Annotated in this window: 20 protein-coding genes and 1 tRNA gene; 19 read left to right on the top strand and 2 right to left on the bottom strand. The window is 43.4% G+C overall.

The genetic code is table 11. From position 1 onward, the window contains the following. Window positions 1-4 precede the first annotated feature (4 nt). The 10 genes from O3651_RS06010 to O3651_RS05965 all read left to right on the top strand — a co-directional run bounded on the left by O3651_RS06010 (window position 5) and on the right by O3651_RS05965 (window position 8,747). A tRNA-Asn gene (locus O3651_RS06010) sits at window positions 5-78 on the top strand. A gap of 168 nt (window positions 79-246) precedes the next feature. After that, on the top strand, window positions 247-690 hold the full coding sequence (locus tag O3651_RS06005) for a zinc-dependent MarR family transcriptional regulator (protein ID WP_187421823.1): 444 nt from the start codon (window positions 247-249) through the stop codon (window positions 688-690). Beyond that, window positions 687-1,397 carry a metal ABC transporter ATP-binding protein gene (locus O3651_RS06000; RefSeq protein WP_371609884.1) on the top strand — a complete coding sequence of 237 codons (711 nt, stop codon included), beginning with the start codon at window positions 687-689 and terminating at the stop codon, window positions 1,395-1,397. The genes O3651_RS06005 and O3651_RS06000 overlap by 4 nt, the downstream gene beginning before the upstream one ends. Next, window positions 1,390-2,196, top strand: coding sequence for a metal ABC transporter permease (locus tag O3651_RS05995; protein WP_061423435.1), 807 nt, complete (start codon window positions 1,390-1,392; stop codon window positions 2,194-2,196). Before O3651_RS06000 ends, O3651_RS05995 begins: the two co-directional genes overlap by 8 nt. 9 nt (window positions 2,197-2,205) lie before the next feature. Continuing rightward, complete coding sequence (locus O3651_RS05990) at window positions 2,206-3,708, top strand: zinc ABC transporter substrate-binding protein AdcA (protein WP_371609883.1); 1,503 nt, start codon at window positions 2,206-2,208, stop codon at window positions 3,706-3,708. A 146-nt stretch (window positions 3,709-3,854) separates the two neighbouring features. Further along, window positions 3,855-4,298 carry a CopY/TcrY family copper transport repressor gene (locus tag O3651_RS05985; RefSeq protein WP_045498194.1) on the top strand — a complete coding sequence of 148 codons (444 nt, stop codon included), beginning with the start codon at window positions 3,855-3,857 and terminating at the stop codon, window positions 4,296-4,298. Continuing rightward, complete coding sequence (locus O3651_RS05980; RefSeq protein WP_371609882.1) at window positions 4,298-6,541, top strand: heavy metal translocating P-type ATPase; 2,244 nt, start codon at window positions 4,298-4,300, stop codon at window positions 6,539-6,541. Before O3651_RS05985 ends, O3651_RS05980 begins: the two co-directional genes overlap by 1 nt. Window positions 6,542-6,570: 29 nt before the next feature. After that, window positions 6,571-6,786 (top strand): heavy-metal-associated domain-containing protein, encoded by a 216-nt coding sequence (locus O3651_RS05975; RefSeq protein WP_125406420.1) that lies wholly within the window; start codon window positions 6,571-6,573, stop codon window positions 6,784-6,786. Window positions 6,787-6,854: 68 nt separating this feature from the next. After that, on the top strand, window positions 6,855-7,418 hold the full coding sequence (locus O3651_RS05970; RefSeq protein WP_185760293.1) for a DUF6287 domain-containing protein: 564 nt from the start codon (window positions 6,855-6,857) through the stop codon (window positions 7,416-7,418). A 198-nt stretch (window positions 7,419-7,616) separates the two neighbouring features. Further along, window positions 7,617-8,747, top strand: a complete 1,131-nt coding sequence (locus tag O3651_RS05965) for an ABC transporter ATP-binding protein (RefSeq protein WP_005591277.1) — start codon at window positions 7,617-7,619, stop codon at window positions 8,745-8,747. A 69-nt stretch (window positions 8,748-8,816) separates the two neighbouring features. Here the strand turns inward: O3651_RS05965 and O3651_RS05960 are convergent, their stop codons facing one another. Continuing rightward, the gene (locus O3651_RS05960) at window positions 8,817-9,665 is read right to left on the bottom strand and encodes a methyltransferase domain-containing protein (RefSeq protein ID WP_371609881.1); all 849 of its coding nucleotides are present in this window, start codon (window positions 9,663-9,665) and stop codon (window positions 8,817-8,819) included. Between the two features lie 151 nt (window positions 9,666-9,816). Here O3651_RS05960 and O3651_RS05955 point away from each other — a divergent pair, with 151 nt between their 5' ends. After that, window positions 9,817-10,095: a DUF6110 family protein gene (locus tag O3651_RS05955; protein ID WP_371609880.1), complete on the top strand. Its 279-nt coding sequence runs from the start codon at window positions 9,817-9,819 to the stop codon at window positions 10,093-10,095. Window position 10,096: 1 nt separating this feature from the next. Beyond that, window positions 10,097-12,160, top strand: a complete 2,064-nt coding sequence (locus tag O3651_RS05950; protein ID WP_371609879.1) for a heavy metal translocating P-type ATPase — start codon at window positions 10,097-10,099, stop codon at window positions 12,158-12,160. Between the two features lie 77 nt (window positions 12,161-12,237). Here the strand turns inward: O3651_RS05950 and tyrS are convergent, their stop codons facing one another. Beyond that, window positions 12,238-13,494: a tyrosine--tRNA ligase gene (tyrS, locus tag O3651_RS05945; protein WP_371609878.1), complete on the bottom strand. Its 1,257-nt coding sequence runs from the start codon at window positions 13,492-13,494 to the stop codon at window positions 12,238-12,240. A gap of 195 nt (window positions 13,495-13,689) precedes the next feature. On the opposite strand from tyrS, the gene pbp1b reads away from it, so the two are divergent. The 7 genes from pbp1b (at window position 13,690) to rpoC (ending at window position 26,675) form a co-directional block, all read left to right on the top strand. Further along, window positions 13,690-16,056 carry a penicillin-binding protein PBP1B gene (gene pbp1b / locus O3651_RS05940; protein ID WP_371609877.1) on the top strand — a complete coding sequence of 789 codons (2,367 nt, stop codon included), beginning with the start codon at window positions 13,690-13,692 and terminating at the stop codon, window positions 16,054-16,056. A gap of 41 nt (window positions 16,057-16,097) precedes the next feature. Beyond that, window positions 16,098-16,373, top strand: a complete 276-nt coding sequence (locus O3651_RS05935; protein WP_125388026.1) for a TIGR04197 family type VII secretion effector — start codon at window positions 16,098-16,100, stop codon at window positions 16,371-16,373. Then, window positions 16,373-16,732 carry a hypothetical protein gene (locus O3651_RS05930; RefSeq protein WP_125388025.1) on the top strand — a complete coding sequence of 120 codons (360 nt, stop codon included), beginning with the start codon at window positions 16,373-16,375 and terminating at the stop codon, window positions 16,730-16,732. The genes O3651_RS05935 and O3651_RS05930 overlap by 1 nt, the downstream gene beginning before the upstream one ends. Before the next feature lie 208 nt (window positions 16,733-16,940). Beyond that, entirely contained in the window at window positions 16,941-18,338 is a 1,398-nt protein-coding gene (locus O3651_RS05925) for an ATP-binding protein (RefSeq protein WP_371609876.1), read from the top strand. Further along, the gene (locus O3651_RS05920) at window positions 18,325-18,840 is read left to right on the top strand and encodes a hypothetical protein (protein ID WP_125388023.1); all 516 of its coding nucleotides are present in this window, start codon (window positions 18,325-18,327) and stop codon (window positions 18,838-18,840) included. The genes O3651_RS05925 and O3651_RS05920 overlap by 14 nt, the downstream gene beginning before the upstream one ends. Window positions 18,841-19,419: 579 nt before the next feature. After that, window positions 19,420-22,992 (top strand): DNA-directed RNA polymerase subunit beta, encoded by a 3,573-nt coding sequence (rpoB, locus tag O3651_RS05915; RefSeq protein ID WP_148887344.1) that lies wholly within the window; start codon window positions 19,420-19,422, stop codon window positions 22,990-22,992. Between the two features lie 38 nt (window positions 22,993-23,030). Then, window positions 23,031-26,675, top strand: coding sequence for a DNA-directed RNA polymerase subunit beta' (rpoC, locus tag O3651_RS05910; RefSeq protein ID WP_125406411.1), 3,645 nt, complete (start codon window positions 23,031-23,033; stop codon window positions 26,673-26,675). The last annotated feature ends 157 nt before the right edge of the window (window positions 26,676-26,832 follow it).

Here is a 26,832-nt window from a genome sequence, read left to right as displayed (position 1 = left end):
ATTATCCGCCATAGCTCAGTTGGTAGTAGCGCATGACTGTTAATCATGATGTCGTAGGTTCGAGTCCTACTGGCGGAGTAAATGAGTATATGAGAAAAGAGCAGTTAGCTCTTTTTTCTTCCTCTCTATCGATGCTTTTGCATTGTTTTAGAATCAGAGTGTTACTATAGTTGGAGCTTGACTCTTTTCTTTTTTGTGGTATAATTAACCGGTAAAGTTTCAACTGGTTAAGAAAGGAAGCGAAGAATGGGGCATTTAGCAGAAAAAATTAATCATTTTTTGAATGAGGTTATATTGACAGCTGAGAATCAACATGAAATTTTGGTTGGTTCTTGTACGAGCGATGTGCGGCTAACGAACACGCAGGAACATATTTTAATGCTCTTGTCTCAGGAGTCTTTGACGAATTCTGATCTAGCTAAAAGGCTGAATGTTAGTCAGGCTGCTGTAACTAAAGCTGTTAAGTCTTTGGTGGAGCAAAAGATGTTGGAAACATTCAAGGATAAGAAGGATGCTCGTGTGACTTTTTACCGATTGACTGATTTGGCACGACCGATTGCAGAAGAGCATCAACATCATCATGTTCATACTTTGGATACTTACCAGAGATTGGCAGACAAATTTTCTTCTGATGAGCAAGAAGTGATTGTGAAGTTTTTGGATGGTTTGATTGGAGAAATTGGGAAATGAGATATATCACAGTGGAAAATCTGTCCTTTTACTATGACAAGGAACCTGTGTTAGAGCATATTCATTACTTTTTGGATAGTGGCGAGTTCGTAACCTTGACAGGGGAGAATGGGGCTGCTAAGACGACGCTTATCAAGGCTAGTTTGGGTATTTTGCAGCCTAAGTATGGGGAAGTGAAGATTTCCAAGACCAATGTGCGAGGCAAGAAATTGCGGATTGCTTACCTACCTCAGCAAATTGCTAGTTTTAATGCTGGTTTTCCTAGTACTGTATATGAGTTTGTCAAGTCGGGACGTTATCCGCGTAAGGGTTGGTTTCGTCGTTTGGATGAACACGATGAGGAGCATATCAAGGCTAGTTTGGAGTCGGTTGGAATGTGGGAACATCGGGACAAGAGGATTGGTTCTCTCTCTGGTGGTCAAAAGCAGCGGGCTGTGATTGCTCGTATGTTTGCTTCGGATCCGGATATTTTTGTCCTTGATGAGCCGACAACTGGGATGGATGCAGGCAGCAAGGATGAATTTTACAAGCTTATGCATCATAGTGCTCACAAGCATGGAAAAGCGGTCTTGATGATTACACACGATCCGGAGGAAGTTCGCAAATATGCTGATCGCAACATTCATTTAGTTCGGAATCAGGACTCACCTTGGCGCTGCTTCAATGTGCATGAAAGTGATAGCGGACTGGAGGTGAGTCATGCTTAATCTATTTTCCTATGATTTTATGCAGCGAGCCTTTTTAGCAGTTATTGCCATGAGCCTCTTCTCACCTATTTTAGGTACTTTCCTTATTTTACGTCGGCAGAGCCTCATGAGTGACACGCTCAGTCACGTTTCATTGGCAGGTGTAGCTTTTGGTTTGGTTCTAGGTTTGTCACCGACCTTCACAACGGTAGTGGTGGTTATCATTGCAGCAGTATTTTTGGAGTACCTGCGGACTATCTATAAGAATTTCATGGAAATCGGTACAGCTATTCTCATGTCAACGGGATTAGCGGTTTCCTTGATTGTTATGAGTAAGGGTAAGAGTTCAAGCTCGATGAGTTTGGATCAGTATCTATTTGGCTCGATTGTGACTATCAGTAGGGAGCAGGTGATTTCTCTCTTTGTCATTGCTGCTGTGGTGCTTGTCTTGACTTTCCTCTTCATTCGGCCTATGTATATCTTGACCTTTGATGAGGATACGGCCTTTGTGGATGGGCTGCCTGTGCGGACTATGTCTATTCTCTTTAATATTGTGACGGGTGTTGCGATTGCCCTCATGATTCCAGCTGCGGGAGCCTTGCTGGTCTCGACCATTATGGTCCTGCCGGCTAGTATTGCCCTGCGGATTGGGAAAAATTTCAAGTCGGTTATTTTGCTGGCAAATGTCATCGGCTTCTTTGGTATGATTGCCGGACTTTATATTTCTTACTATGCAGAAACGCCAGCAAGCGCCAGCATTACGATTATCTTCGTCAGCTTGTTCTTGCTGGTCAATCTGGTCAAAAAATTTATGAAATAGGAGCATAAAATGAAAAAAATTGGTTTACTATTAGCAGGTTTACTGAGTATTTTCTTGGTAGCTTGTTCCAATCAAAAAAATGCAGATGGCAAGCTCAGTATTGTCACGACTTTTTATCCGGTTTACGAGTTTACTAAGCAGGTTGCTGGAGATGAGGCCAATGTGGAACTTCTAATCGGGGCTGGTACAGAGCCGCATGATTATGAGCCTTCAGCTAAGGCAGTTGCTACCATTCAGGATGCAGATGCCTTTGTCTATGAAAATGAAAATATGGAGACTTGGGTTCCTGATTTGCTAAAAACCTTGAAAAATAAGGAAGAAAAGGTTATCAAAGCGACTGGAAATATGCTTTTGCTGCCTGGTGGTGAAGAGGAAGAAGACCATGACCATGGGGAAGAGGGACACCATCATGAATACGACCCCCATGTTTGGCTGTCTCCAAAGCGGGCTATTAAAATGGTGGAGCATATTCGAGATAGTCTGAGCAAGGCCTATCCTAACAAGAAAGCTGCCTTTGAGAAAAATGCAGCGGCTTATATCAAGAAGCTAGAAGCCTTGGATAAGGAGTTTGAAAATGGTTTGACTAATGCCAAGCAAAAGAGCTTCGTCACTCAGCACGCTGCCTTTAACTATTTGGCATTGGACTATGGCTTGAAACAGGTACCAATTTCTGGACTTTCACCAGACAGTGAACCATCCGCTTCACGCTTGGCTGAATTGACCGAGTACATCAAGAAAAATAAAATCAAGTATATCTACTTCGAAGAAAATGCTTCCCAGGCTTTGGCTTCTACTTTGGCTAAGGAAACAGGAGTAGAGCTTGATGTATTGAATCCGCTGGAAAGCTTGACAGAAAAGCAGACCAAGGACGGGTCAGACTATATTTCGATCATGCAGGCTAATCTAAAGGCTCTCAAGAAAACGACGGACCAAGAGGGAGCAGAGATTACGGCTGAGAAAGAAGAGGATACTAAGATAGTTCAAAATGGCTACTTTGAAGACAGCGCCGTCAAGGATCGAACTTTGTCTGACTATGCTGGCGAGTGGCAGTCTGTATATCCTTATCTGAAAGACGGCACCTTGGACCAGGTCTTTGACTACAAGGCTAAGCTGACTGGCAAAATGACGGCAGCTGAATACAAGGACTACTATGACAAGGGCTACAAGACGGATGTTTCCAATATCAATATCACAGACAAGACCATGGAATTTGTGGTAGATGGAAAATCCAAGAAATATACGTATAAATACGTTGGTAAGCACACACTGACTTACTCTAAGGGAAATCGTGGAGTTCGCTTTATGTTTGAAGCGACAGATGCGGATGCTGGGGAGTACAAATATGTTCAGTTTAGCGACCACAACATTGCACCGACCAAGGCAGCTCACTTCCATATCTTCTATGGTGGTGAGAGCCAGGAAGCGCTCTTTAATGAGCTGGAAAACTGGCCAACCTATTATCCAAGTAAGTTGACCGGTCAAGAAATTGCCCAAGAGATGTTGGCGCACTAATAGAATAAAGTAAGAAGACGGGACTATCCCGCCTTCTTTTTTATAGATGAGGAAGTGACGATAAAAAGGCTTGACAATTTTCGATTACAGATGTAAACTAATATAGAACTGGATTACAAATGTAAATATCAAGGAAGTGTTAAACAATGGAACAGCAAAATATGAGCCAAGCAGAATGGCAAGTGATGCGTGTGCTATGGGCGTATCCACACAGTCGCAGTACAGAGATTATAGCGCGGTTGGAAGCCGATTTTTCCTGGAAACCGGCAACCATCAAGACCCTTTTGAATCGTCTGAAAACCAAAGAATTTATCGCTATGGAAAAAATAGAAGGTAAATTTTACTACAATGCTCGGATTTTAGAAGCGGACCATCTGGAAAGTACTTGGCAGGCTCTTTTTGACAATATCTGTAATACTAAACATGGAGATCTTTTGATTTCGATGATTGAGAGAAGTCAGTTCAGTCAAGGGGACTTGGAGCGGCTCAGCCAAGTCATTGATAAGAAAAGAGCTTCGGCTCCGCTAGAAATCAAATGCCACTGCCCTCAAGGTCAGTGTCGTTGCGGGCACGGAAAGGAGACACATTGATGAGCGAGAAGAAAGAATACAAGCTCTCAGGCATGACCTGTGCTGCCTGTGCTATGACGGTGGAGATGGCGGTCAAGGACTTAGAAACGGTCGAGGATGTCAGTGTCAATCTGGCGACAGAACGTCTCAGTTTGCTGCCTAAGGCGGGATTTGATAGCCAGCAAGTGCTGGATGCTGTAGCCGAGGCCGGTTATCAAGCTGAAGAAAAAGGGAAAAACAAGCCGTCTGACGTAAACGAAGAGGCTGTAGCTAGAGCGCAAATATTACGAAGAAAGAAAAAAGAGCTACTGATTCTTTTATTTACAGCTCTGCCCTTGCTTTATATCTCTATGGGAAGTATGATTGGTCTTCCCTTGCCTAGCTTCTTGGACCATATGAAGCATCCCTTGGTCTTCGTTCTTTCACAACTGCTTTTGACTCTGCCTGCTGTGTGGATCGGGCGCGGCTTCTATCAGAGAGGATTTCGCAATCTTATCAAGCGACATCCTAATATGGATAGTTTGATTGCGGTGGGAACCAGTGCAGCATTTTTCTACAGTCTCTACTCGGTCAGTCAGGTTTTTCTAGGTCATCATGCCTTTGTTCATCAGCTTTACTTTGAGTCGGTTGCAGTAATTATTAGCTTAGTTCTTCTGGGTAAATATCTGGAAAGTTCAGCAAAGGGTCGAACGTCTCAGGCAATTCAGTCTCTGCTTGAGCTAGTGCCTAGTCAGGCGACAGTGATTCGCTATGGTGAGGCTGTGACCATTGATACAGAGGACATCCGAGTTGGAGACATTATCCGTATCAAGCCAGGGGAGCGTATGCCGGTAGATGGCCTTGTGACGGAGGGACAGACCTTTGTGGATGAGTCCATGATGACTGGTGAAAGTGTCCCGATTGAAAAGAAGATCGGTGATACCATTACCAGTGCAACAATCAATCAAAATGGTAGCATTGACTATCAAGCAACTAGGGTGGGTTCGGATACGACCTTAGCTCAGATTGTCAGATTGGTGGAGGAAGCGCAGGGGTCTAAGGCACCGATAGCGGCTTTGGCCGATAAGATTTCGCTTTATTTTGTCCCAATCGTGCTGAGCTTGGCTACTTTTTCCGCGCTTGGCTGGTATTTTCTAGCTGGTGAGAGTCTTAGCTTTTCTCTGTCAATCTTTATCGCAGTTCTGGTCATTGCCTGCCCCTGTGCGCTGGGATTAGCCACTCCGACAGCCATCATGGTTGGGACTGGCAAAGGGGCTGAAAATGGAATTTTGATTAAGTCTGGTCAGGCTTTGGAAGCGGCTTATCAGCTGGATACTATTGTTCTGGATAAGACTGGGACGATTACGGTTGGTAAGCCCAGTCTGACGGATTTGTTACCTTTAGGTGCTTTTAATCGCTCTGACTTGTTGCAGCTAATAGCCAGTGCTGAGCAGCATTCTGAGCATCCTTTGGCTCAGGCTATCTTAGAAGCAGCTGAAGAGGAGGAACTTGACTTGCTGCCTGTCAGTCATTTTGAGGCTATGGTTGGACGAGGTTTGTTAGCTCAGGTTGAGGACAGACGGCTTCTGGTGGGAAATGAGTCTTTGATGAAAGAAGAGCACATTGATAGCAGTTCTTTTCAGGAACAGTTGTTAGAGCTATCTCAGGAAGGAAAAACAGCCATGTTTGTCGCAATAGATGGACACCTGGCTGGTATTTTAGCGGTAGCAGATGAGATGAAATCCAGCAGCCTGTCGGCTGTGCAGGAGCTCCAGTCTATGGGGCTGGAAGTTATCATGCTGACAGGAGATCGTGAAGAAACCGCGATGGCTATTGCCCAGAAAGCTGGAATCCAAAAAGTTATCGCAGGAGTATTGCCAGATGGTAAGGCCGCTGCTATCAAGGACTTGCAGGAAGCTGGCAAAAAACTAGCCATGGTCGGAGACGGTATCAATGATGCACCAGCTTTGGTTCAGGCAGATGTTGGAATTGCCATCGGATCAGGCGCTGATGTAGCTATTGAGTCCGCAGATGTAGTGCTCATGCATAGTGATTTGCAGGATGTAGTCAAGGCTATCAAGCTCAGCCAGGCGACCATCCGCAATATCAAAGAAAATCTCTTCTGGGCTTTTGCCTACAATACACTAGGCATCCCGATTGCTATGGGTCTGCTGCATCTTTTTGGCGGCCCCTTGCTCAATCCTATGTTGGCTGGTCTGGCCATGAGCTTAAGCTCAGTGTCAGTTGTGGCCAATGCTCTGCGTCTAGGACGCTTTAAATTTTAAAATGAAGGAATATACGGAGGAATAAAACTATGAAACAAACTGTCCAATTAGAAAACTTATCTTGTCAAAACTGTGTCAAACACGTCACCAAGCATTTCCTATCTATGGAGGGAGTGTCAGATGTGACAGTAGATCTGGACAAGCAAACAGCAGCAGTTATTGCGGATAGATCCTTGAGTGCAGAGGATTATCAGGCGGCTTTGAGCAAAACCATCTATAAGGTCTTAGCGGTGCAGGATAGCTGAGCCAACTTGTAAAATAGGCTGAAAAAGTCTATAATATTAGTAATTATTTAATGGATAAGGAGAAAGCCATGAAGCAGAAAATAGTCTATCCTTTGTTATGTTGCTTAGCTCTATCGACTTTGGTAGCCTGCTCTAGTAAGTCAGTTAATTCTACTCAGACAAGTTCGAGTACTACTCAGGAATCTTCTCAAGTAGCTTCTAGCCAGAGTGTTGCAGAATCGTCTTCTTCTGCAACAAGCAGTCAAAGCTCAGCAGAAGTTAGTCCAGAAAAGACGCAAGAGGAGAAAAAAGCAATGGATATTTCGGCCTTGGCCAATGGAGACTACTCCAGTGTAAAAGGAACCTGGCAGAATGCTGCTGGTCACCAGCTGGTGTTCAATGATAAAGGGTTAGTTTCTGATAGCTATGAGCTGTACGGAGCATCGTTAACGGATTATGGAACGGCTTCTGGCGGTGTATACGGCGGTGAAACTGGTGGTTTCTTGCTAGAGTTCATTCCAAAAGGTGTCAAGCTTGCGAATAAAGAAAATTTCCAAGATAGCTCAGATGCCAGCCAAGATCGTCTGTGGACGGGAGTTGGGATGAATAGCTTTGATGAACAAGGTCAATTTTATTATCGTGTTACTAACTAGTCGTGTAGGATAGAAATTTTCTATCCTATTTTTTGTTTTAAAAGAGTAGTTAGTTGAAATATGATAAAAAATTGTGCAAACGTTTGAATAAATGCTTGAAATAATAATTAAAAAAGGATATAATATTTTTATGAAAGCGCTTTGAAATTTTTAGGGGTTTCAAAGGCAACTATTTTCACATAAAGTAAAGGGGAACTTATGGTTGAATTAAATCTAAAAAATATTTATAAGAAGTATCCAAATAGTGAGCACTATTCTGTTGAAGACTTTAATTTGGACATTAAGGATAAGGAATTTATCGTTTTCGTTGGTCCGTCAGGATGTGGGAAATCCACAACGCTTCGTATGATTGCGGGACTTGAGGATATCACAGAAGGAACAGCGTCAATCGACGGTAAAGTGGTCAATGACGTGGCACCGAAAGACCGCGATATCGCCATGGTCTTTCAGAACTATGCCCTCTATCCACACATGACAGTCTACGACAACATGGCTTTCGGGCTTAAACTTCGCAAGTACAGCAAGGAAGATATTGACAAGCGGGTGCAAGAAGCAGCTGAAATCCTTGGATTGAAAGAATTCTTGGATCGTAAGCCAGCGGACTTGTCAGGTGGTCAACGTCAGCGTGTTGCCATGGGGCGTGCCATCGTGCGTGATGCAAAGGTTTTCCTAATGGACGAGCCTTTGTCAAACTTGGATGCGAAGCTGCGGGTGTCCATGCGTGCTGAGATTGCCAAAATCCACCGCCGTATCGGAGCAACAACCATTTACGTTACCCATGACCAGACAGAAGCGATGACGCTGGCTGACCGGATTGTTATCATGTCAGCAACCAAGAATCCTGCTGGAACTGGAACCATTGGTCGAGTGGAGCAAATCGGTAGCCCACAAGAAGTCTACAGAAATCCAGTCAACAAGTTTGTGGCGGGCTTCATTGGTAGCCCAGCCATGAACTTTATCACTGTGACACTTGAGGGGAATGAAATCGTTGCCGATGGCTTGCGTTTGACCGTGCCAGAGGGAACACTGAAGGTTTTGCGTGAGAAGGGTTATGATGGTAAGAAATTGATCTTTGGTATTCGTCCAGAAGACATTAATACAGAACCTGCCTTCTTAGAGACCTTCCCAGACTCTGTGGTCCATGCGACCATCTCTGTTTCTGAGCTTTTGGGTTCTGAGTCTCACCTTTACTGCCAAGTTGGCGACAGCGAGTTTATCGCGCGTGTAGATGCTCGTGACTACTCAGAAACAGGTGCTGGAATTGACCTTGGCTTTGATCTGAACAAGGCACATTTCTTTGATTTCGAAACAGAGAAAACGGTTTATTAAAATATAAGTTATAGAAAAGATAGTCAGCAAGCCAAACGGAATGCATTTGGTCTGCGGACTATCTTTTCTTTATTTTGCTTTTCCGACAAGAATGGTAGCGGCAATGGTTACTTGGGTGAGGTCAGTCCAGTCGATCTGGTCTTGCTCAACGTGAAAGAGGAGTGGTGTCATCGCTAAAAGAGCGGCTCTACTTTCGGCAGTCAAGGACTGGCTGGACTCGACAGTAATATCGGAGATTATATCGAAGTGCTCTTGGAAATGCTGGATGACTTCTTGGTTAGAGTAATCCTTGTTGCTGAGCTGTCTAGCGGCTTTTTGGCGAATTTCTTGAAGATGGTGCTCGGTGGGAATGACTTTGATGAGGAGGGCATTGCTAGACATGACTCTCCGAAATTCCTGATAATTGGCTGGAGAAAAGATGTCTAAAATGATGTCCATGCTGGCATCTTGTAGCGGCAGCTTAGCCAAATCACCAACGAACCAATTGACTGCGAAAGAGCTGTCGCTCTTGGCTGCCAACTGGATGGAATCTTTTGAAATATCGAAGGCATAGAAGGTTTTTTGGGGATGGGTTTCTTGGAGTTTGCGAGAGTAGAAGCCCTCGCCGCAGCCAATATCTAAGACTGTTTTGGCAGTTTCTGAGCTAGCAAGTAAGTTCGAGACAGCTTCTAAGATAGCTTGGTAAAATCCTGCTTCTAAGATCAACTGCCGATTTTGAAAACTAGTCTTATCGTAGTCTTTGGGCTGCTTGATTTGAGGTGCTAGATTGACATAGCCAAACTTGGCCAAGTCATAAGAATGACGATGTCGGCATTTGAGGCTGTTTTCCATCAGCTGCAGCTCTTCCTTGCAGATGGGACAGGCAAAGGCAGTCGCAGTAGCAAAGCGCTGGAGTTTGGGTTTGAGGTTTGTATTCATAGTTTAAGTGTATCAAAAGAGACAAGTGAAAGCAACTTTAGGAGTAAGTAGATGGGAGATTCAGTAGAAATAAAACTAATTCTCCAATTTATAAAATGAAATTGCTTTTATATCTAAATTTCTATATAATAATGATAAGGAGGAAATAAGTATGTTAAAAGAAGTATTAACCGTTGCAAAAGTTGCGAAAAAATCTTCACTATTTTTGGGTGGTGTCGTATTTGGTACCCTTGGTTTGAAAATCTTAGCAAGTAAGGAAGCTAAAAAAGGTTATTCTAAAGCTTTGGCTAAGGCTTACAAGTTGAAAGATGAGCTAGATGCATCTGTTTCTGTTGTGAAGCAACATGGAGACGATGTTTTGCAAGATGCTAAATATTTGTATGAGCAAGAGAAAAAAGAAGAGCAATTAGATAGCCTTATAGGAGAATAATATGTCTTTTAAAGTGCTATATAGAGGATATCAACATATCCGACTATCATCTTCTTTTTCACTCACCTTGGATATTCAAGACTATCTTCATTCCTTGGCGAGAGATGAGAAGGGAATTGAGTCTATCCAGTTTTACATGGATCAACAGCGCTTTACCCTACGTATAAAAGAAGGCTTCTCTGTATTAGACAATGCAGAAGCCTTTTTAAAAAGAATTGATAAAGGGAAAGTTTCTGAGTTGATGACTCTTCCTGTTCGTAGAGAAGAGAGTGCCTATTCTATCGTTTCAGGTGCAGCGATTAAGCGTTGGTTATTTAGAAGTTTTGTCCCTTATCCTGTTCGTTATATTTGGACTTGTTATCAGGCTCTAGGCTATGTAAAAGAGGCCTATCAAACCTTAGCGAGCAAGGAACTGACCATGGAGGTCTTGGATTGTTCAGCCATTTTATTGTCCTTGTTTATGAACCAATCCAAGACAGCTAGTAATATCATGTTTATGCTTGATTTAGGGAATTGTCTGGATCAGTGGTCTTTGAAAAAAACTGCAACGGATTTAGAACAGAGTCTTCTTGCAAAAGAGAGCGATGTATTCTTAGTACAGGGCGATACGGTCGTTAGTATCAAGAGTTCCGATGTTCAAATAGGAGATGTCTTGGTCCTATCTCAAGGAAATGAAATTTTGTTTGATGGACAAGTAGTTTCAGGTTTAGGTATGGTCAACGAAAGCTCCTTGACAGGAGAGAGTTTTCCAGTTGAAAAAAGAGAGTCTGATTTGGTTTGTGCAAATACAGTATTAGAAACTGGAGAGTTACGCATTCGTGTAACCGATAATCAGATGAACAGTCGTATTTTACAGCTGATTGAGTTGATGAAGAAATCTGAAGAAAACAAGAAAACGAAACAACGCTATTTCATCAAGATGGCGGATAAGGTCGTCAAATATAATTTCTTGGGTGCTGGTCTGACTTACCTATTAACAGGTTCTTTTTCTAAGGCTATTTCTTTCTTATTGGTCGATTTCTCCTGCGCTTTGAAAATCTCTACTCCTGTAGCTTATTTAACGGCTATTAAGGAGGGTTTGAATCGTGAAATGGTGATTAAGGATGGGGATGTTCTGGAGAAATATCTGGAAGTCGATACCTTCTTATTTGATAAGACGGGGACAATCACAACTAGCTATCCTATAGTTGAAAAGGTGTTACCTTTTGGAGACTATAGTGAGGAAGATATTCTCAGAATCAGTGCCTGTCTTGAGGAACACATTTATCATCCTATTGCTAATGCCATTGTCAAACAAGCCGAGATAGAGGGAATTGAACATGAGGAAATGCATGGGAAACTCCAATATATTGCAAGCAAGGGAATTAAGTCACATATTGATGGCCAACCAGTTGTTATTGGGAATTATGTCTTGATGCAGGATGAGCAGATTCATATTAGTTTGGAACAACATGCTTTGATTGAAGAGTACAAGAATCACTACAATCTCTTATTCTTAGCCTACCAGAATGAATTGATTGGAATGTTCTGCATTCATACTCCTTTGAGAAAAGAAGCAAAAGCAGCCTTGGAGAAACTTAAGGCACAAGGGAAAAAATTGATTCTGGCAACAGGGGACACCTTGGTTAGAACAGAGGAATTAGTCAAAGATTTGCCCTTTGATCAGGTCTATACAGACTTGAAACCTGATGGGAAATTTGAGTTAGTAGAGGAACTGCAGAAAGCAGGTCATACTATTTTGATGGTTGGGGATGGGTTGAATGACTCAGCTGCTCTAACCCTATCAGATATCGGTGTGGTGATGAATGAGAGCGCAGATATTTCTAAGCAGATGAGTGATATCTTATTGTTAGATAATCGCTTGGATTTCTTCCAAGAGTTGGATTCGCTATCATCATCTTTGCAAATACTCATCAAGAAGAATATTCAAGATACCATTGTCGTAAATAGTAGTTTGATTGGCTTTGGCTTGTTTAATTGGCTCAGTCCTTCAAATCTCTCTATCTTACATAATCTAACAACCTTGCGCATTGTCTTGCGTAGTCTGTCTATTAAAAATAGATAGATGAGAGTTATTAACAGCAAAAAGGAGTTACCTTTCTCGAGGTTAACTCCTTTGTTTATAGATAAATGTTGAACAGTTTAGTAAGTCAATACAAAGTATTTTTTCTTACCGCGGCGGATAACAGTCAGTTCGTTTTCTAACTTATCTGCGTCGCTCAAGACATAGTTAAGGTCTTGGATACGGTCGCCATTGACGTAAATTGCTCCGTTTTGAAGATCTTCGCGGGCTTGGCGTTTTGAGTTGACCACGCCAGATGACACGAGGATTTCCACGATGTTAAGATTTTCGTCGGCTTGAACTTGGTAGTTTGGCACGCCACGAAGTCCTTGTTTGAGTTCTTTGACAGAAAGGTTTTTGATATTTCCAGCAAAGAGTTGCTCGGTAATGTTAAGGGCTTGTTTGTAGGCTTCTTCGCCATGGACAAGAGTTACAACTTCACGAGCGAGGATTTTTTGAGCCAAGCGTTCGTGTGGGGCTGCTTCAAACTGTTTACGGATGTCTTCAATCTCATCGAGCGACAAGAAAGTAAAGATCTTCAAGAAGCGAACAGCGTCAGCATCCATAACATTCATCCAGAATTGGTACATTTCGTATGGAGAAGTCTTGTCGGCATTGAGCCAGACCGCGTTTCCTTCCGATTTACCAAATTTCTTACCAGTCGCATCAGTGATAAGGGGAACGGTGATAACGTGGCCAGTCTTATCAGCCTTACGACGAAGCAATTCGGTACCAGCTGTCATATTTCCCCACTGGTCAGAACCACCGATTTGCAGGGTAACATTGTGGTCTTGGTTAAGGACAAAGAAGTCGTAACCTTGCATGATTTGGTAAGCAAACTCTGTGTAAGAAATTCCTGTTTCAATCCGTTTTTTTACGGATTCTTTGCTCATCATGTAGTTGACAGTGAAGTATTTACCAACATCACGGAGGAAGTCAATGAAGCTGATGCTACCAAACCAATCGTAGTTGTTGACCATGACAGCTTTGTTTTCGCCATTTTCAAAGTCAAGAAAGCGTGACAGTTGGCCTTGGATAGACTGAACCCAGCCATTAACGGTTTCCTTGGTTTGCAGGCTACGCTCTGCATCTTTAAAGGATGGGTCACCAATCAAACCTGTTGCACCACCGACGAGGGCGTAAGGTTTGTGACCAGCTAATTGTAAGCGGCGACTGGTCAAAATAGCCACCAAGTGACCTAAGTGCAGACTGTCCGCTGTTGGATCGTATCCAGTATAATAAGAGACCTGCCCTTCTTCTAAGGCTTTACGCAAAGCTTCTTCATCCGTAGTTTGAAAAATCAAACCACGCTCTTTTAGCTCATCAAAAATGTGCATAGTTGTCTCTCCTTTTCTAAGATAGCAAAGACAGTTGCCCTTGCTCAATTATTTTTTGTCTTATCTCTCTATTGTATCACAAACCCGATAAATAGCAATGAGTAGCCAGAAAATAATTCCTGTAAAAGCGCTAGAATTAGCTCTTTCTTGATATAATCTGCTGATGTTTGCTATAATAGTCGATAAGGAGAATCTATGTTGAAACCATTTATAAAAAAGTTAAAACAGTTTGGTAAGGGGGAGCCCTCACCTGCTAAGACGTCTAAGCCAAAAGGAGAGACATGGTCGGTACTTGATATTGTTTCCGTTATTTTTCGGACAGTAAAACTACTCTTAAATGTCGCTTTTGTGTTTATCTTTTTTGGAATAGTATTGGGGGCTGGACTCGGATTGGGCTATGCCGCTAGCCTTTTTAGTGATGTCTCCGTGCCTAAGCAGGAGGAGCTGGTAAGTCAGGTCAATAAGATTTCTGGGATTTCGAAGCTGACCTATGCTAACGGAGAGTTGATTTCTGAAATCGATAATGATTTGTTGCGGATCCCAGTTTCCAGCGATGCAATTTCGGATAATGTCAAAAATGCTATCATTGCGACGGAAGATGAGAACTTTGAAACTCACAATGGTGTTGTGCCCAAGGCTGTTCTGCGGGCAACCTTGGGTTCAGTAGTTGGAGTCGGTTCATCCAGCGGGGGCTCGACCTTAACTCAGCAGTTGATCAAGCAGCAGGTCGTGGGGGATGCTCCGACTTTCAAGCGGAAGGCAGTAGAGATTGTTGATGCCTTGGCTTTGGAACGCTATATGTCTAAGGATGACATTCTGACTGCTTATTTGAATGTGGCACCTTTTGGCCGGAATAACAAAGGACAAAATATTGCTGGAGTGGAAGAAGCAGCTCAAGGGATTTTTGGTGTATCAGCCAAGGATTTGAGCATTCCACAGGCTGCGTTTATTGCAGGATTGCCTCAGAGCCCGATTGTCTATTCACCCTATGCCTCTGATGGCAGTATGAAGAGTCCAGATGATATGGCTTTAGGTCTAGAGCGGGCTCGGAATGTTTTATATAATATGTACCGTACAGGTCGACTGAGTGAGGAAGACTATCAGCAGTACAAGGACTATGATCTGACGCAAGATTTTAAACCGACGGAGAGCCTTCAAAAGAGCTCGCATAGCTACCTCTACCATACAGCTTTTTCAGAAGCGCAGACGGCCATGTATCAATATTTGATTCAGCGGGACAATGTATCTCAGCAAGAATTAAAAAATAATGCAACGGTTGAAGCTTATCAAGAGTTAGCTCGAAAAGAGCTGAGCGAGGGTGGCTATACGGTCACAACAACCATCAATCATTCTATTCATCAGGCGATGCAGAATGCTGTTGCCAACTACGGTGGTCTCTTGGATGATGGGACAGGAATGGTCGAGGTTGGAAATGTCCTTCAGGACAATAAAACAGGAGCCATTATTGGTTTTGTCGGTGGTAGAGACTATAGTTCTAATCAAAACAACCATGCTTTTGATACGGAAAGATCTCCTGGTTCGACTATCAAGCCGATTTTAGCTTATGGGATCGCCATTGACCAAGGGCTGATGGGAAGCGCGAGTGTCCTTTCTAATTATCCGACGAATTTCTCTAGCGGTGAGCCAATTATGCACGTGGACAGTCGCGGGACAGGCATGATGGATCTGCAGGAAGCCCTCAATACTTCTTGGAATATTCCAGCTTATTGGACCTATCGTGCACTTCGCGAGAAGGGTGTGAATGTCCGAGGCTATATGGAAAAAATGGGCTACCATATTGACAACTACGATATTGAAAGTCTACCAATGGGTGGGGGGATCGAGGTTTCGGTTGCCCAGCATACCAACGGTTTCCAGACCTTGGCGAATAACGGTTCTTATCAAGAAAAGTATATGATTGATAAGATCACAGCTCCTGACGGCAAGGTGGTTTATGAGCATAAGGCAAAACCAGTTCAGGTTTACTCGCCTGCTACTGCAACGATTATGCAAGGATTGATGCGAGGTGTGCTCAATTCTGGTGCAACTACGACCTTTAAATCAAGGATTAGTCAAGTCAATGGTACCTTGGCAGGTGCAGACTGGATTGGTAAGACAGGTACAACCAACAGCAATGGTGACATGTGGCTCATGCTTTCCACTCCTCGGATGACCCTTGGAGGCTGGATTGGTCATGATGACAATACTTCTATGGCTGCTCTGACAGGCTACAATAATAATGCAGCCTATATGGCTTATTTAGCCAATGCCATTTATGAGGCGGATCCAAGTGCCTGGGGAATCGGAGAGAAGTTCAATCTTGATTCGAGTGTTATCAAGTCGGATGTTCTCAAGTCTACTGGAGAAAGACCAGGAACCGTCACAATTAACGGTCGCTCCATCAATCTAAGCGGTCCGACTGTTCCTAGCTACTGGGCTAAGAATGGCGCTCCAACGACGAGCTATCGCTTTGGTATCGGTGCATCTGATGCGGATTATCAGAAAGCTTGGGGAGCAATCTTGGGTGGTACCACTGGCAACACCAATCGTAATAGCCAATGAGAAATTGCCTAACAATTAGAACGAAAGGTAGGGAATACTAGATGTCAGGGAAGATTTCTTCAGATACTATCGCAGCAAGTTCCGCAATTAGTGAATTAGTAGGAGTGGATACTTCAGCCTTCAGGAACAATCAAGTTGAATTTGGCTATACAAGTGATATTGCTGGAATGGAAGCTGGTCGTCAAGCCTGCAATCAAATGTTGCAGGCTGTCAGTGACTTCAGTTCGGCCGTCTTAACTCAGGCTAATAAATTTCCAGAAATTGCTGCAAAAATTGAGAAACGCGATATAGAGCAGGCACAACGTTGGAGCAACTGATGATAAAAGATAAAAATCAAGAAAAACGTGAACAATTATATAAGCAAATCATCCAGCTTGAGAATCAAGAAGAAGATCTTTTAGTTATCAAAAGACGTTACGAAGAGAAGGTAATGGATTTTCGTGCAGATATCTGGACGATAAATGCCCAAATAGAAAACTTGATAGATCCCGTATCAGAGACAAGCCATACCAATCGTAAAATATGGGAAGAAAACCAAGCCTTGCAACAAGCAATTGACAGCTACGTAGAGCAAGAGTTGGACAATGTTTCCAAACAAACAAGGAAAGTTCGGCAAAAATTAGATGAAAATCGAGAAAGATTGACGAAAGAAAGGAACTCTTTACCATGGGAGTAAAGTACAGTGCATCGGAGTCCTCACAGCTGATGGAGGCTATGGCTAATAATATTCAAGTGGCCAATGAGGTGACAGACCGATTGTCTCAGGGATGTGACCACCTGATAGCCACCTAGACTCTGGAGAACTCATGGGAGCAGCCTATACAGCAGGTAAGGGCCTTTTTTCAGAAATTATCATTCCTGCCATTAAGAAGCTACAGGCTGCAGTGGACGACCTTCAAACGGAGTTAAATTCATATAGGATTGCCGATGCTCAGGTATCAGAGTATGGCAACCTCGATCTGGATCAGCTGAAGAAGACAAAAGAATTGAGAGAGAAACAGCTAGCCTCTATCAAAAAGGCTATTGAAGCAAAAGAATCATTCTTAGAGCGCATGAAGTCTATTGCTACATTTAATATCGTTTCTCACATGGAGTCTCTGGTGATTCTTTCTAGTGCAGAGTCGCAAATTGAATCACAAATTAAAGAATTGGAAGAGAAGATTGAAAAGCTGGAGTTCTTTGTCGCTCAAGTCTCCCAATATTTCAGCGACAGTCTAGAAGTTCTTCGTCTAGCTATTCAAGGAGCCACACAACTAAGTGAAATCATTGTCGATAGTGATGGAAACTACTATGCGGATGGTGTGGACATGAGTTGGGCCAAGAAGATGAAAGAGCAGAAGATTGAGTCACATAAGCTGGATAAGAATATCCCAGTGACTAAAGCTGAGAAGGAAAAGAAAGTTATTGTGGATGATTTTGTAAATATATATGGTTTTGATATTGAAACAGCAAATCTCTTATACCAGTTGCAGCAATCAATTCTTGAAAAAGCTGAAACAAAAGGATGGTCTAAAGAGAGAGTGATTTATGAATTTAACAGATTGGTTGCCTCGCCAGTCTATGCTGGGGATACAGGACGTGCAGCTTGGTCTGGTTTAGGAGGTGTATTAAAAATTGATAAGTTACGAAAAACATTAAAAGAAGATTATGGGTTCTCTGATTATGAAGCAGGTTTATTTATTGAGAGTATTGAAAACCAACAAGGCTCTTCTCCCAGTAAGAAAGATCTTGCTCATGAAGCCATTCAATTATCAACGTTTACAGAACAAGCTTGGGGAGATAGAGACTTATCTACGAAAGAAGGCATGAAAGAACTGTTGGCTCACGTACTAAGTACCCTCGGAAATTCTATGACAATAGGTGAACTTCCTATTAATACAGAACGATATGAAAGTTCCTTCAAAGGAGATGTAGATTCAACAAGATATGATGATAATGACTTCACTTCGGATCTAGATGCTATAAATGTTTATGATAGAATATCTAAAAATGGTCAGCCTGACAATGTTTTTAAAATACAAGCAAATTATAACAATGAGATTGCTGTAAATGAAACAAATCGAGTTGCCGAGTTTTATAAGACCTTGGGAAATGGTGATAAAGAAAACGGTAGGAACTTCCTAAATTACCTTATTGAAAATAATACAGCAGGTGGACAATTTATCAAGCACGGGAAAAGATGGGATTTCTTATGGAAACCAGATACGGATGAGCATAAAAAATCAAAAGAAGATTTTTATGATTATTTGAAGCGAGGAGAAGATAAAAATGTCGGTACGTAAAAAAATAATAAGCATCCTACTTTTGATAATAACTGCTTTTGCCATTTGGTTGCTCTTTGGCCCTGATGATAAACCTGAACCAGATTTTTCTTCTGCCAATAAAATTGAACTACTGGCAAGTATTCTCGCAGGTAATAACGAGGATATTATCCGAGATGCTGGCTATGGAATTCCGGATGACCCGGTGATTCGCCGATGGGGAATAAATGAACTTAAAATACCTGGTAAATTAAACTTGGATGTACGCCCACCGACTAGTTTGGAAGACAGTGAGCTTCTGATTCATTTTTCTACTACAATTGATGGTAAAGAAATAGATGCAGGTTTTTTCGTGGATAAAGAATTAAAATTGACTTATTCAAGATATACTTATATAGATAAGGATGCTATTAGGAAAAAAATTGAAATAGATAAGACTCAAGAAAAAGAGCTACTACATCAGGTTCAAACAGAATTGAATCAGTTCTTTGAAAAAATGGAACAGCAACTAGCTTCTAAATAGGAAATATAATAAAAGAATCATAAATAAAGATTCGGAAGGCTATTGATGAGCCACTCTGGGAAGAATTGGATAGGAAACATGAAGGATACATCAAAATCCAGGGTGAACATGTTCATGACGACGAGGAAGTGGATGAGAGCGACTTAAAATAAACATGCTTCTATTTCAAGATTAAAGTGAAAGTGTCCTGGAAATTAGATAAAACTACTTGAATTTTTACATAAATATGGTATAATAGTACCAATAATTTGTCGTGTGCTTTAATTGAAATATTGTCCGATTAAAGCTTGCAGCAGTTAAATCAAACTTTTTATAAGTCAGATTTAGCTGCTCTTTTTGTGTCTATTTTTCAGAATTCTAGGATTTGTAACGCAAATTTAAAGATTCTAAAAACTTAGCAAAAAGGACTGATTGTAGCTGTTTTGACGAGAGTCAATGGCGTAGAAGGGGTCTCCCCTTGGTAAGAGTGAAGAAGAGTACGATATGAGAGGCAAATGGTTAGTATTCCAATAATCAGAAAATCTCAATTCTCTCCGATTCCCTCCCTCTGTACTTTATAATAAAAAAGGAGTTAGAAACTTGGCAGGACATGACGTTCAATACGGGAAACATCGGACCCGTCGTAGTTTTTCAAGAATCAAAGAAGTTCTTGATTTACCAAACTTGATTGAAATTCAAACAGACTCGTTTAAAGATTTCTTGGACCATGGTTTGAAAGAAGTCTTCGAGGATGTGCTTCCTATTTCAAACTTTACCGACACCATGGAATTGGAATTTGTCGGCTATGAAATCCGTGAGCCTAAATATACGCTAGAAGAAGCACGCATTCACGATGCCAGCTACTCAGCGCCAATCTTTGTGACTTTCCGTCTGATTAACAAGGAAACCGGTGAAATCAAGACACAGGAAGTCTTCTTTGGTGATTTCCCAATCATGACTGAAATGGGAACCTTCATCATCAACGGTGGTGAGCGGATTATCGTGTCTCAGTTGGTGCGTTCGCCAGGGGTTTACTTCAACGATAAAGTTGATAAAAACGGTAAAGTTGGCTACGGTTCAACGGTCATTCCTAACCGCGGAGCTTGGTTAGAGTTGGAAACAGACTCAAAAGACATTGCCTACACTCGTATTGACCGGACTCGTAAAATTCCATTTACTACTTTGGTGCGTGCGCTTGGTTTCTCAGGTGATGATGAGATCTTGGACATCTTTGGTGACAGCGACTTGGTGCGCAACACCATCGAAAAAGATATTCACAAGAACCCAATGGACTCTCGTACGGATGAAGCTCTGAAAGAAATCTATGAGCGCCTTCGTCCAGGCGAGCCTAAGACGGCTGAAAGTTCTCGTTCTCTGCTTGTGGCTCGTTTCTTTGATCCACATCGCTATGACTTGGCTGCCGTTGGTCGTTACAAGATTAACAAGAAGCTCAACATCAAGAATCGCCTCCTCAATCAAACATTGGCAGAACATCTGGTAGATGCTGAAACAGGTGAAATTCTTGTCGAAGCTGGTACAGTCATGACTCGCAGTGTGATTGACAGCATTGCAGAGCATCTGGACAATGGTTTGAACAAGATCACTTATATTCCAAACGACTCAGCTGTCTTGACAGAGCCTGTAGAATTGCAGAAGTTCAAGGTTGTCGCACCGAGCGATCCAGATCGTGTTGTGACCATCATTGGCAATGCGAACCCATCTGACAAGGTTCGGACTGTAACACCAGCTGATATCTTGGCTGAAATGAGCTATTTCCTCAACTTGGCAGAAGGTATCGGTCGTGTGGATGATATTGACCACTTGGGGAACCGTCGTATTCGTGCGGTTGGTGAGCTTTTGGCTAACCAGGTTCGTCTGGGACTTTCTCGGATGGAGCGTAACGTTCGCGAACGGATGAGCGTTCAGGACAATGAGGTTCTCACACCGCAACAAATCATTAACATTCGTCCTGTAACTGCTGCTATTAAAGAATTCTTTGGTTCTTCACAGTTGTCTCAGTTCATGGACCAACACAATCCACTGTCTGAGCTTTCTCACAAGCGTCGTCTGTCTGCCTTAGGACCTGGTGGTTTGACACGTGACCGCGCTGGTTATGAAGTGCGGGACGTGCACTATACTCACTATGGTCGTATGTGTCCGATTGAAACGCCTGAAGGACCAAACATCGGTTTGATCAATAACTTGTCTTCTTACGGACATCTTAACAAATACGGATTTATTCAAACACCTTACCGTAAGGTAGACCGTGAAGCTGGTGTGGTGACCAACGAAATTGTTTGGCTGACAGCTGATGAGGAAGATGAATTTATCGTAGCTCAGGCAAACTCTAAACTTAATGAGAAAGGTGGCTTTGCAGAGCCTATCGTTATGGGACGCCACCAAGGTAATAACCAAGAATTCCCTTCAGACCAAGTAGACTACATGGATGTATCACCTAAGCAGGTAGTTGCCGTTGCGACTGCATGTATTCCTTTCTTGGAAAATGACGACTCCAACCGTGCCCTCATGGGTGCCAACATGCAACGTCAGGCTGTGCCTTTGATTGATCCAAAAGCGCCTTATGTCGGTACTGGTATGGAATACCAAGCTGCCCACGATTCTGGTGCGGCGGTTATTGCTCAGTATGATGGTAAGGTTACCTATGCGGATGCGGATAAGGTAGAAGTTCGTCGCGAAGATGGTTCACTAGATGTGTACCACATCCAAAAATTCCGTCGTTCTAACTCAGGAACTGCCTACAACCAACGCACCCTTGTAAAAGTTGGCGATGTCGTTGAAAAAGGCGACTTTATCGCTGACGGACCTTCTATGGAAAATGGAGAAATGGCGCTTGGACAAAACCCAATCGTTGCCTACATGACATGGGAAGGTTACAACTTCGAGGATGCGGTTATCATGAGTGAGCGTCTGGTGAAAGACGATGTCTATACATCTGTCCACCTCGAAGAATACGAATCAGAAACACGTGATACAAAGCTTGGGCCTGAAGAAATCACTCGTGAAATTCCAAACGTTGGTGAAGATGCCCTTAAAGACCTTGACGAAATGGGGATTATCCGTATCGGTGCTGAGGTTAAAGAAGGCGATATCCTTGTCGGTAAAGTAACACCTAAGGGTGAGAAAGACCTTTCAGCTGAAGAACGCCTCTTGCACGCTATCTTTGGTGATAAGTCTCGTGAAGTACGTGACACTTCTCTTCGTGTACCACACGGTGCCGATGGTGTTGTTCGTGATGTCAAGATCTTTACCCGTGCTAACGGTGATGAGCTACAATCAGGTGTTAACATGTTGGTGCGTGTCTACATCGCTCAAAAACGTAAGATCAAGGTCGGAGATAAGATGGCCGGACGTCACGGAAACAAAGGGGTTGTATCCCGTATCGTTCCTGTGGAAGACATGCCATACTTGCCAGACGGAACTCCAGTCGATATCATGTTGAATCCACTTGGGGTGCCATCCCGTATGAATATCGGTCAAGTTATGGAACTCCACCTTGGTATGGCAGCTCGTAACTTGGGCATCCACATTGCGACACCGGTCTTTGACGGAGCTAGCTCAGAAGATCTCTGGTCTACAGTTCGTGAAGCTGGTATGGACAGCGATGCTAAGACAATTCTTTATGATGGACGTACTGGTGAGCCATTTGATAACCGCGTTTCTGTCGGTGTCATGTACATGATCAAGCTCCACCACATGGTTGACGATAAGCTCCATGCCCGCTCAGTTGGTCCATACTCAACCGTTACCCAACAGCCACTCGGAGGTAAAGCTCAGTTTGGTGGACAACGTTTCGGGGAAATGGAAGTTTGGGCTCTAGAGGCTTACGGTGCGTCAAACGTACTTCAAGAAATCTTGACTTACAAGTCTGACGATATCAACGGACGTTTGAAAGCTTATGAAGCGATTACCAAAGGGAAACCAATTCCAAAACCAGGTGTCCCAGAATCCTTCCGAGTTCTTGTGAAAGAATTGCAATCTCTTGGTCTTGACATGCGTGTCCTTGACGAAGATGACCAAGAAGTGGAACTTCGTGACTTGGATGAAGACATGGATGAAGATGTGATCCATGTGGACGATCTGGAAAAAGCACGTCAAAAACAGGCTCAAGAAGCTAAAGCAGCTTTTGATGCTGAAGGAAATGAAGAAAAATAATTCGTCGCTGATTAGATAAATAAGAAAGGTAAGAAATAGTGGTTGATGTAAATCGATTTAAAAGTATGCAAATCACCCTAGCTTCTCCAAGTAAGGTCCGTTCATGGTCTTACGGAGAAGTGAAGAAGCCTGAGACAATCAATTACCGGACCTTGAAGCCAGAACGTGAAGGCCTCTTTGACGAGGTGATCTTCGGGCCAACCAAGGATTGGGAGTGTGCCTGCGGTAAATACAAACGGATTCGTTACAAAGGGATTATTTGTGACCGCTGTGGTGTTGAAGTAACACGGACCAAGGTTCGTCGTGAGCGTATGGGCCACATCGAGCTTAAAGCACCGGTTTCTCACATTTGGTATTTCAAGGGAATCCCAAGCCGTATGGGCTTGACTCTGGATATGAGTCCGCGCGCCCTAGAAGAAGTCATTTATTTTGCGGCTTATGTGGTGATTGATCCTAAGGAAACACCACTGGAGCACAAATCTATCATGACTGAGCGCGAGTACCGTGAGCGCCTCCGTGAATATGGTGCAGGTTCATTCGTTGCCAAGATGGGAGCAGAAGCGATCCAAGACTTGCTGAAACAAGTGGATTTGGAAACGGAAATTGCGGCTCTCAAGGAAGAATTGAAAACAGCTTCTGGTCAAAAACGAATCAAGGCTATTCGTCGTTTGGACGTTTTGGATGCCTTCTACCGCTCTGGCAATAAGCCAGAATGGATGATTCTCAACATCCTGCCAGTCATTCCGCCAGATCTACGTCCAATGCTTCAATTGGATGGTGGCCGCTTTGCCTCATCTGACTTGAATGACCTTTACCGCCGCGTTATCAACCGGAACAATCGTTTGGCTCGTTTGCTTGAGTTGAATGCACCAGGTATCATCGTTCAAAATGAGAAGCGGATGCTGCAAGAAGCAGTTGATGCTTTGATTGACAATGGTCGTCGTGGTCGTCCAATCACTGGACCAGGTAGCCGTCCACTTAAGTCTTTGAGTCACATGCTCAAAGGTAAACAAGGACGTTTCCGTCAAAACTTGCTGGGTAAACGGGTTGACTTCTCAGGCCGTTCCGTTATCGCCGTTGGTCCGACATTGAAGATGTATCAATGTGGTGTGCCACGTGAAATGGCGATCGAGCTCTTCAAACCGTTTGTCATGCGGGAAATTGTTGCCCGTGACTATGCTCAGAATGTGAAAGCTGCTAAGCGCATGGTAGAGCGTGGCGATGAGCGTATTTGGGATGTCTTGGAAGATGTTATCAAAGAACACCCAGTGCTCCTTAACCGCGCACCGACCCTTCACCGTTTGGGTATCCAAGCCTTTGAGCCAGTTCTAATCGACGGTAAAGCTCTTCGCTTGCACCCACTGGTCTGTGAAGCCTACAATGCCGACTTTGACGGTGACCAAATGGCCATTCACGTTCCATTGTCTGAAGAAGCGCAAGCTGAAGCTCGTATCCTCATGCTGGCTGCTGAGCACATCTTGAATCCGAAAGACGGAAAACCGGTTGTAACACCGTCTCAGGATATGGTCTTGGGTAACTACTACTTGACTATGGAAGAAGCAGGTCGTGAAGGTGAAGGCATGGTCTTTAAAGACCGTGATGAAGCCGTGATGGCCTTGCGTAATGGCTATGTCCACTTGCACACTCGTGTGGGTATCGCGACAGATAGCCTCAACAAACCTTGGACAGAAGATCAAAAACACAAGATCCTCATGACTACAGTAGGTAAGATTCTCTTCAACGATATCATGCCAGAAGAGCTGCCTTACCTGCAAGAGCCAACGAATGCTAACTTGACAGAAGGTGTTCCAGCTAAATACTTCTTGGAGCCAGGTAAAGATATCAAGTCTGCCATTGAAGCCCTAGAGTTAAATATTCCGTTCAAGAAGAAAAATCTAGGAAATATCATCGCTGAAATCTTCAAACGCTTCCGCACTACAGAAACATCTGCCCTGCTGGACCGCTTGAAAGACCTAGGTTACCACCATTCTACGCTGGCTGGTTTGACAGTGGGTATTGCTGACATTCCAGTCGTGGAAGACAAGGCAGAGATCATTGAAGAATCTCACAAGCGTGTAGAACAAATCACTAAGCAATTCCGTCGTGGTATGATTACTGACGACGAACGCTACAATGCTGTTACAGCTGAATGGCGTGCTGCCCGTGAAAAACTGGAAAAACGCTTGGTTGCTAACCAAGATCCGAAGAACCCAATCGTTATGATGATGGACTCTGGAGCCCGTGGTAACATCTCGAACTTCTCACAGCTTGCCGGTATGCGTGGTCTGATGGCTGCTCCGAACGGACGTATCATGGAATTGCCAATCCTTTCAAACTTCCGCGAAGGTTTGTCTGTATTGGAAATGTTCTTCTCAACTCACGGTGCCCGTAAAGGTATGACCGATACGGCCCTCAAGACAGCCGATTCAGGTTACTTGACTCGTCGTCTGGTTGACGTTGCTCAAGACGTGATTATCCGTGAGGATGACTGTGGTACAGACCGCGGCTTGCTCATCACTTCTATTACAGAAGGTAAGGAAATGATCGAGTCTCTGGAAGAGCGTCTCAATGGCCGTTACACTAAGAAGACGGTTAAACATCCAGAAACTGGCGCAGTTATCATCGGTCCAAATGAATTGATTACAGAAGACAAGGCGCGTGAGATTGTCAATGCGGGTGTGGAAGAAGTTACTATCCGTTCCGTATTTACATGTAACACCCGCCACGGTGTCTGCCGTCATTGTTACGGTATCAACTTGGCGACTGGCGATGCGGTTGAAGTTGGTGAAGCAGTCGGAACCATCGCTGCCCAATCTATCGGGGAACCTGGTACACAGCTTACAATGCGTACCTTCCACACGGGTGGGGTTGCCTCTAATACCGATATCACACAAGGTCTTCCTCGTGTCCAAGAAATCTTTGAAGCCCGCAATCCGAAAGGGGAAGCGGTCATCACTGAAGTCAAGGGTGAAGTTACTGCCATCGAAGAAGATGCATCTACTCGTACCAAGAAAGTCTTTGTTACAGGTGCAACTGGCGAAGGTGAATACGTGGTGCCATTCACAGCCCGCATGAAGGTAGAAGTGGGCGACCAAGTTTCCCGTGGTGCTGCCTTGACCGAAGGTTCTATTCAGCCTAAGCACTTACTGGCTGTCCGTGATGTCTTGTCTGTTGAAACTTACCTGCTTGCTGAAGTACAAAAAGTTTACCGCAGTCAAGGGGTAGAAATCGGCGACAAACACATCGAAGTAATGGTTCGCCAAATGATTCGCAAGGTGCGCGTCATGGATCCAGGTGACACAGATCTTCTTATGGGAACTCTCATGGATATCACAGACTTTACAGATGCTAACCGTGATGTGGTTATCTCAGGCGGTGTGCCTGCGACAGCTCGTCCAGTCCTCATGGGAATCACCAAGGCTTCCCTTGAGACAAACAGCTTCTTGTCTGCAGCTTCCTTCCAGGAAACAACTCGTGTCCTGACAGATGCTGCGATCCGTGGTAAGAAAGATCATCTCCTTGGCCTTAAGGAAAATGTTATCATCGGTAAGATTATCCCAGCTGGTACTGGTATGGCTCGTTACCGTAACTTGGAACCACAAGCAATCAATGAAGTTGAAATCATTGACGAAGTTGTGGAAACAGCAGAGACTGAAGAAGTTGAAACAAGTGTAGAATCATAAGAACTTACTTGAGTTTACATATAAAAGTCTATCAGGAAGAGAATCTTGTATTCTCTTCTTTTTTGTTAGCTTGCACGGAGGGGCGCAGTTAGAATATAACTGGAGGTTTCAGATATCCATTTTGTTGCCATATCGAATCAACAGCTTAGGGAAGGAG

Origin of the sequence: Streptococcus sp. 27098_8_73, from assembly GCF_041432495.1 — a bacterium.
In the GTDB taxonomy this organism is placed as follows: domain Bacteria; phylum Bacillota; class Bacilli; order Lactobacillales; family Streptococcaceae; genus Streptococcus.
This window is presented reverse-complemented; position numbering and strand designations above follow the sequence as displayed.

Excerpts from the sequence above, each read along its gene's own strand:
- O3651_RS05985 (WP_045498194.1), top strand. The coding sequence starts at position 3,855 with ATGGAACAGCAAAATATGAGCCAAGCAGAATGGCAAGTGATGCGTGTG.
- tyrS (WP_371609878.1), bottom strand. The coding sequence starts at position 13,494 with ATGCACATTTTTGATGAGCTAAAAGAGCGTGGTTTGATTTTTCAAACT.
- O3651_RS05950 (WP_371609879.1), top strand. The coding sequence starts at position 10,097 with ATGTCTTTTAAAGTGCTATATAGAGGATATCAACATATCCGACTATCA.
- O3651_RS05935 (WP_125388026.1), top strand. The coding sequence starts at position 16,098 with ATGTCAGGGAAGATTTCTTCAGATACTATCGCAGCAAGTTCCGCAATT.
- O3651_RS06000 (WP_371609884.1), top strand. The coding sequence starts at position 687 with ATGAGATATATCACAGTGGAAAATCTGTCCTTTTACTATGACAAGGAA.
- pbp1b (WP_371609877.1), top strand. The coding sequence starts at position 13,690 with ATGTTGAAACCATTTATAAAAAAGTTAAAACAGTTTGGTAAGGGGGAG.
- O3651_RS05920 (WP_125388023.1), top strand. The coding sequence starts at position 18,325 with ATGTCGGTACGTAAAAAAATAATAAGCATCCTACTTTTGATAATAACT.
- O3651_RS06005 (WP_187421823.1), top strand. The coding sequence starts at position 247 with ATGGGGCATTTAGCAGAAAAAATTAATCATTTTTTGAATGAGGTTATA.
- O3651_RS05990 (WP_371609883.1), top strand. The coding sequence starts at position 2,206 with ATGAAAAAAATTGGTTTACTATTAGCAGGTTTACTGAGTATTTTCTTG.
- O3651_RS05975 (WP_125406420.1), top strand. The coding sequence starts at position 6,571 with ATGAAACAAACTGTCCAATTAGAAAACTTATCTTGTCAAAACTGTGTC.
- O3651_RS05980 (WP_371609882.1), top strand. The coding sequence starts at position 4,298 with ATGAGCGAGAAGAAAGAATACAAGCTCTCAGGCATGACCTGTGCTGCC.
- O3651_RS05930 (WP_125388025.1), top strand. The coding sequence starts at position 16,373 with ATGATAAAAGATAAAAATCAAGAAAAACGTGAACAATTATATAAGCAA.
- O3651_RS05995 (WP_061423435.1), top strand. The coding sequence starts at position 1,390 with ATGCTTAATCTATTTTCCTATGATTTTATGCAGCGAGCCTTTTTAGCA.
- O3651_RS05955 (WP_371609880.1), top strand. The coding sequence starts at position 9,817 with ATGTTAAAAGAAGTATTAACCGTTGCAAAAGTTGCGAAAAAATCTTCA.
- O3651_RS05970 (WP_185760293.1), top strand. The coding sequence starts at position 6,855 with ATGAAGCAGAAAATAGTCTATCCTTTGTTATGTTGCTTAGCTCTATCG.
- O3651_RS05960 (WP_371609881.1), bottom strand. The coding sequence starts at position 9,665 with ATGAATACAAACCTCAAACCCAAACTCCAGCGCTTTGCTACTGCGACT.
- O3651_RS05965 (WP_005591277.1), top strand. The coding sequence starts at position 7,617 with ATGGTTGAATTAAATCTAAAAAATATTTATAAGAAGTATCCAAATAGT.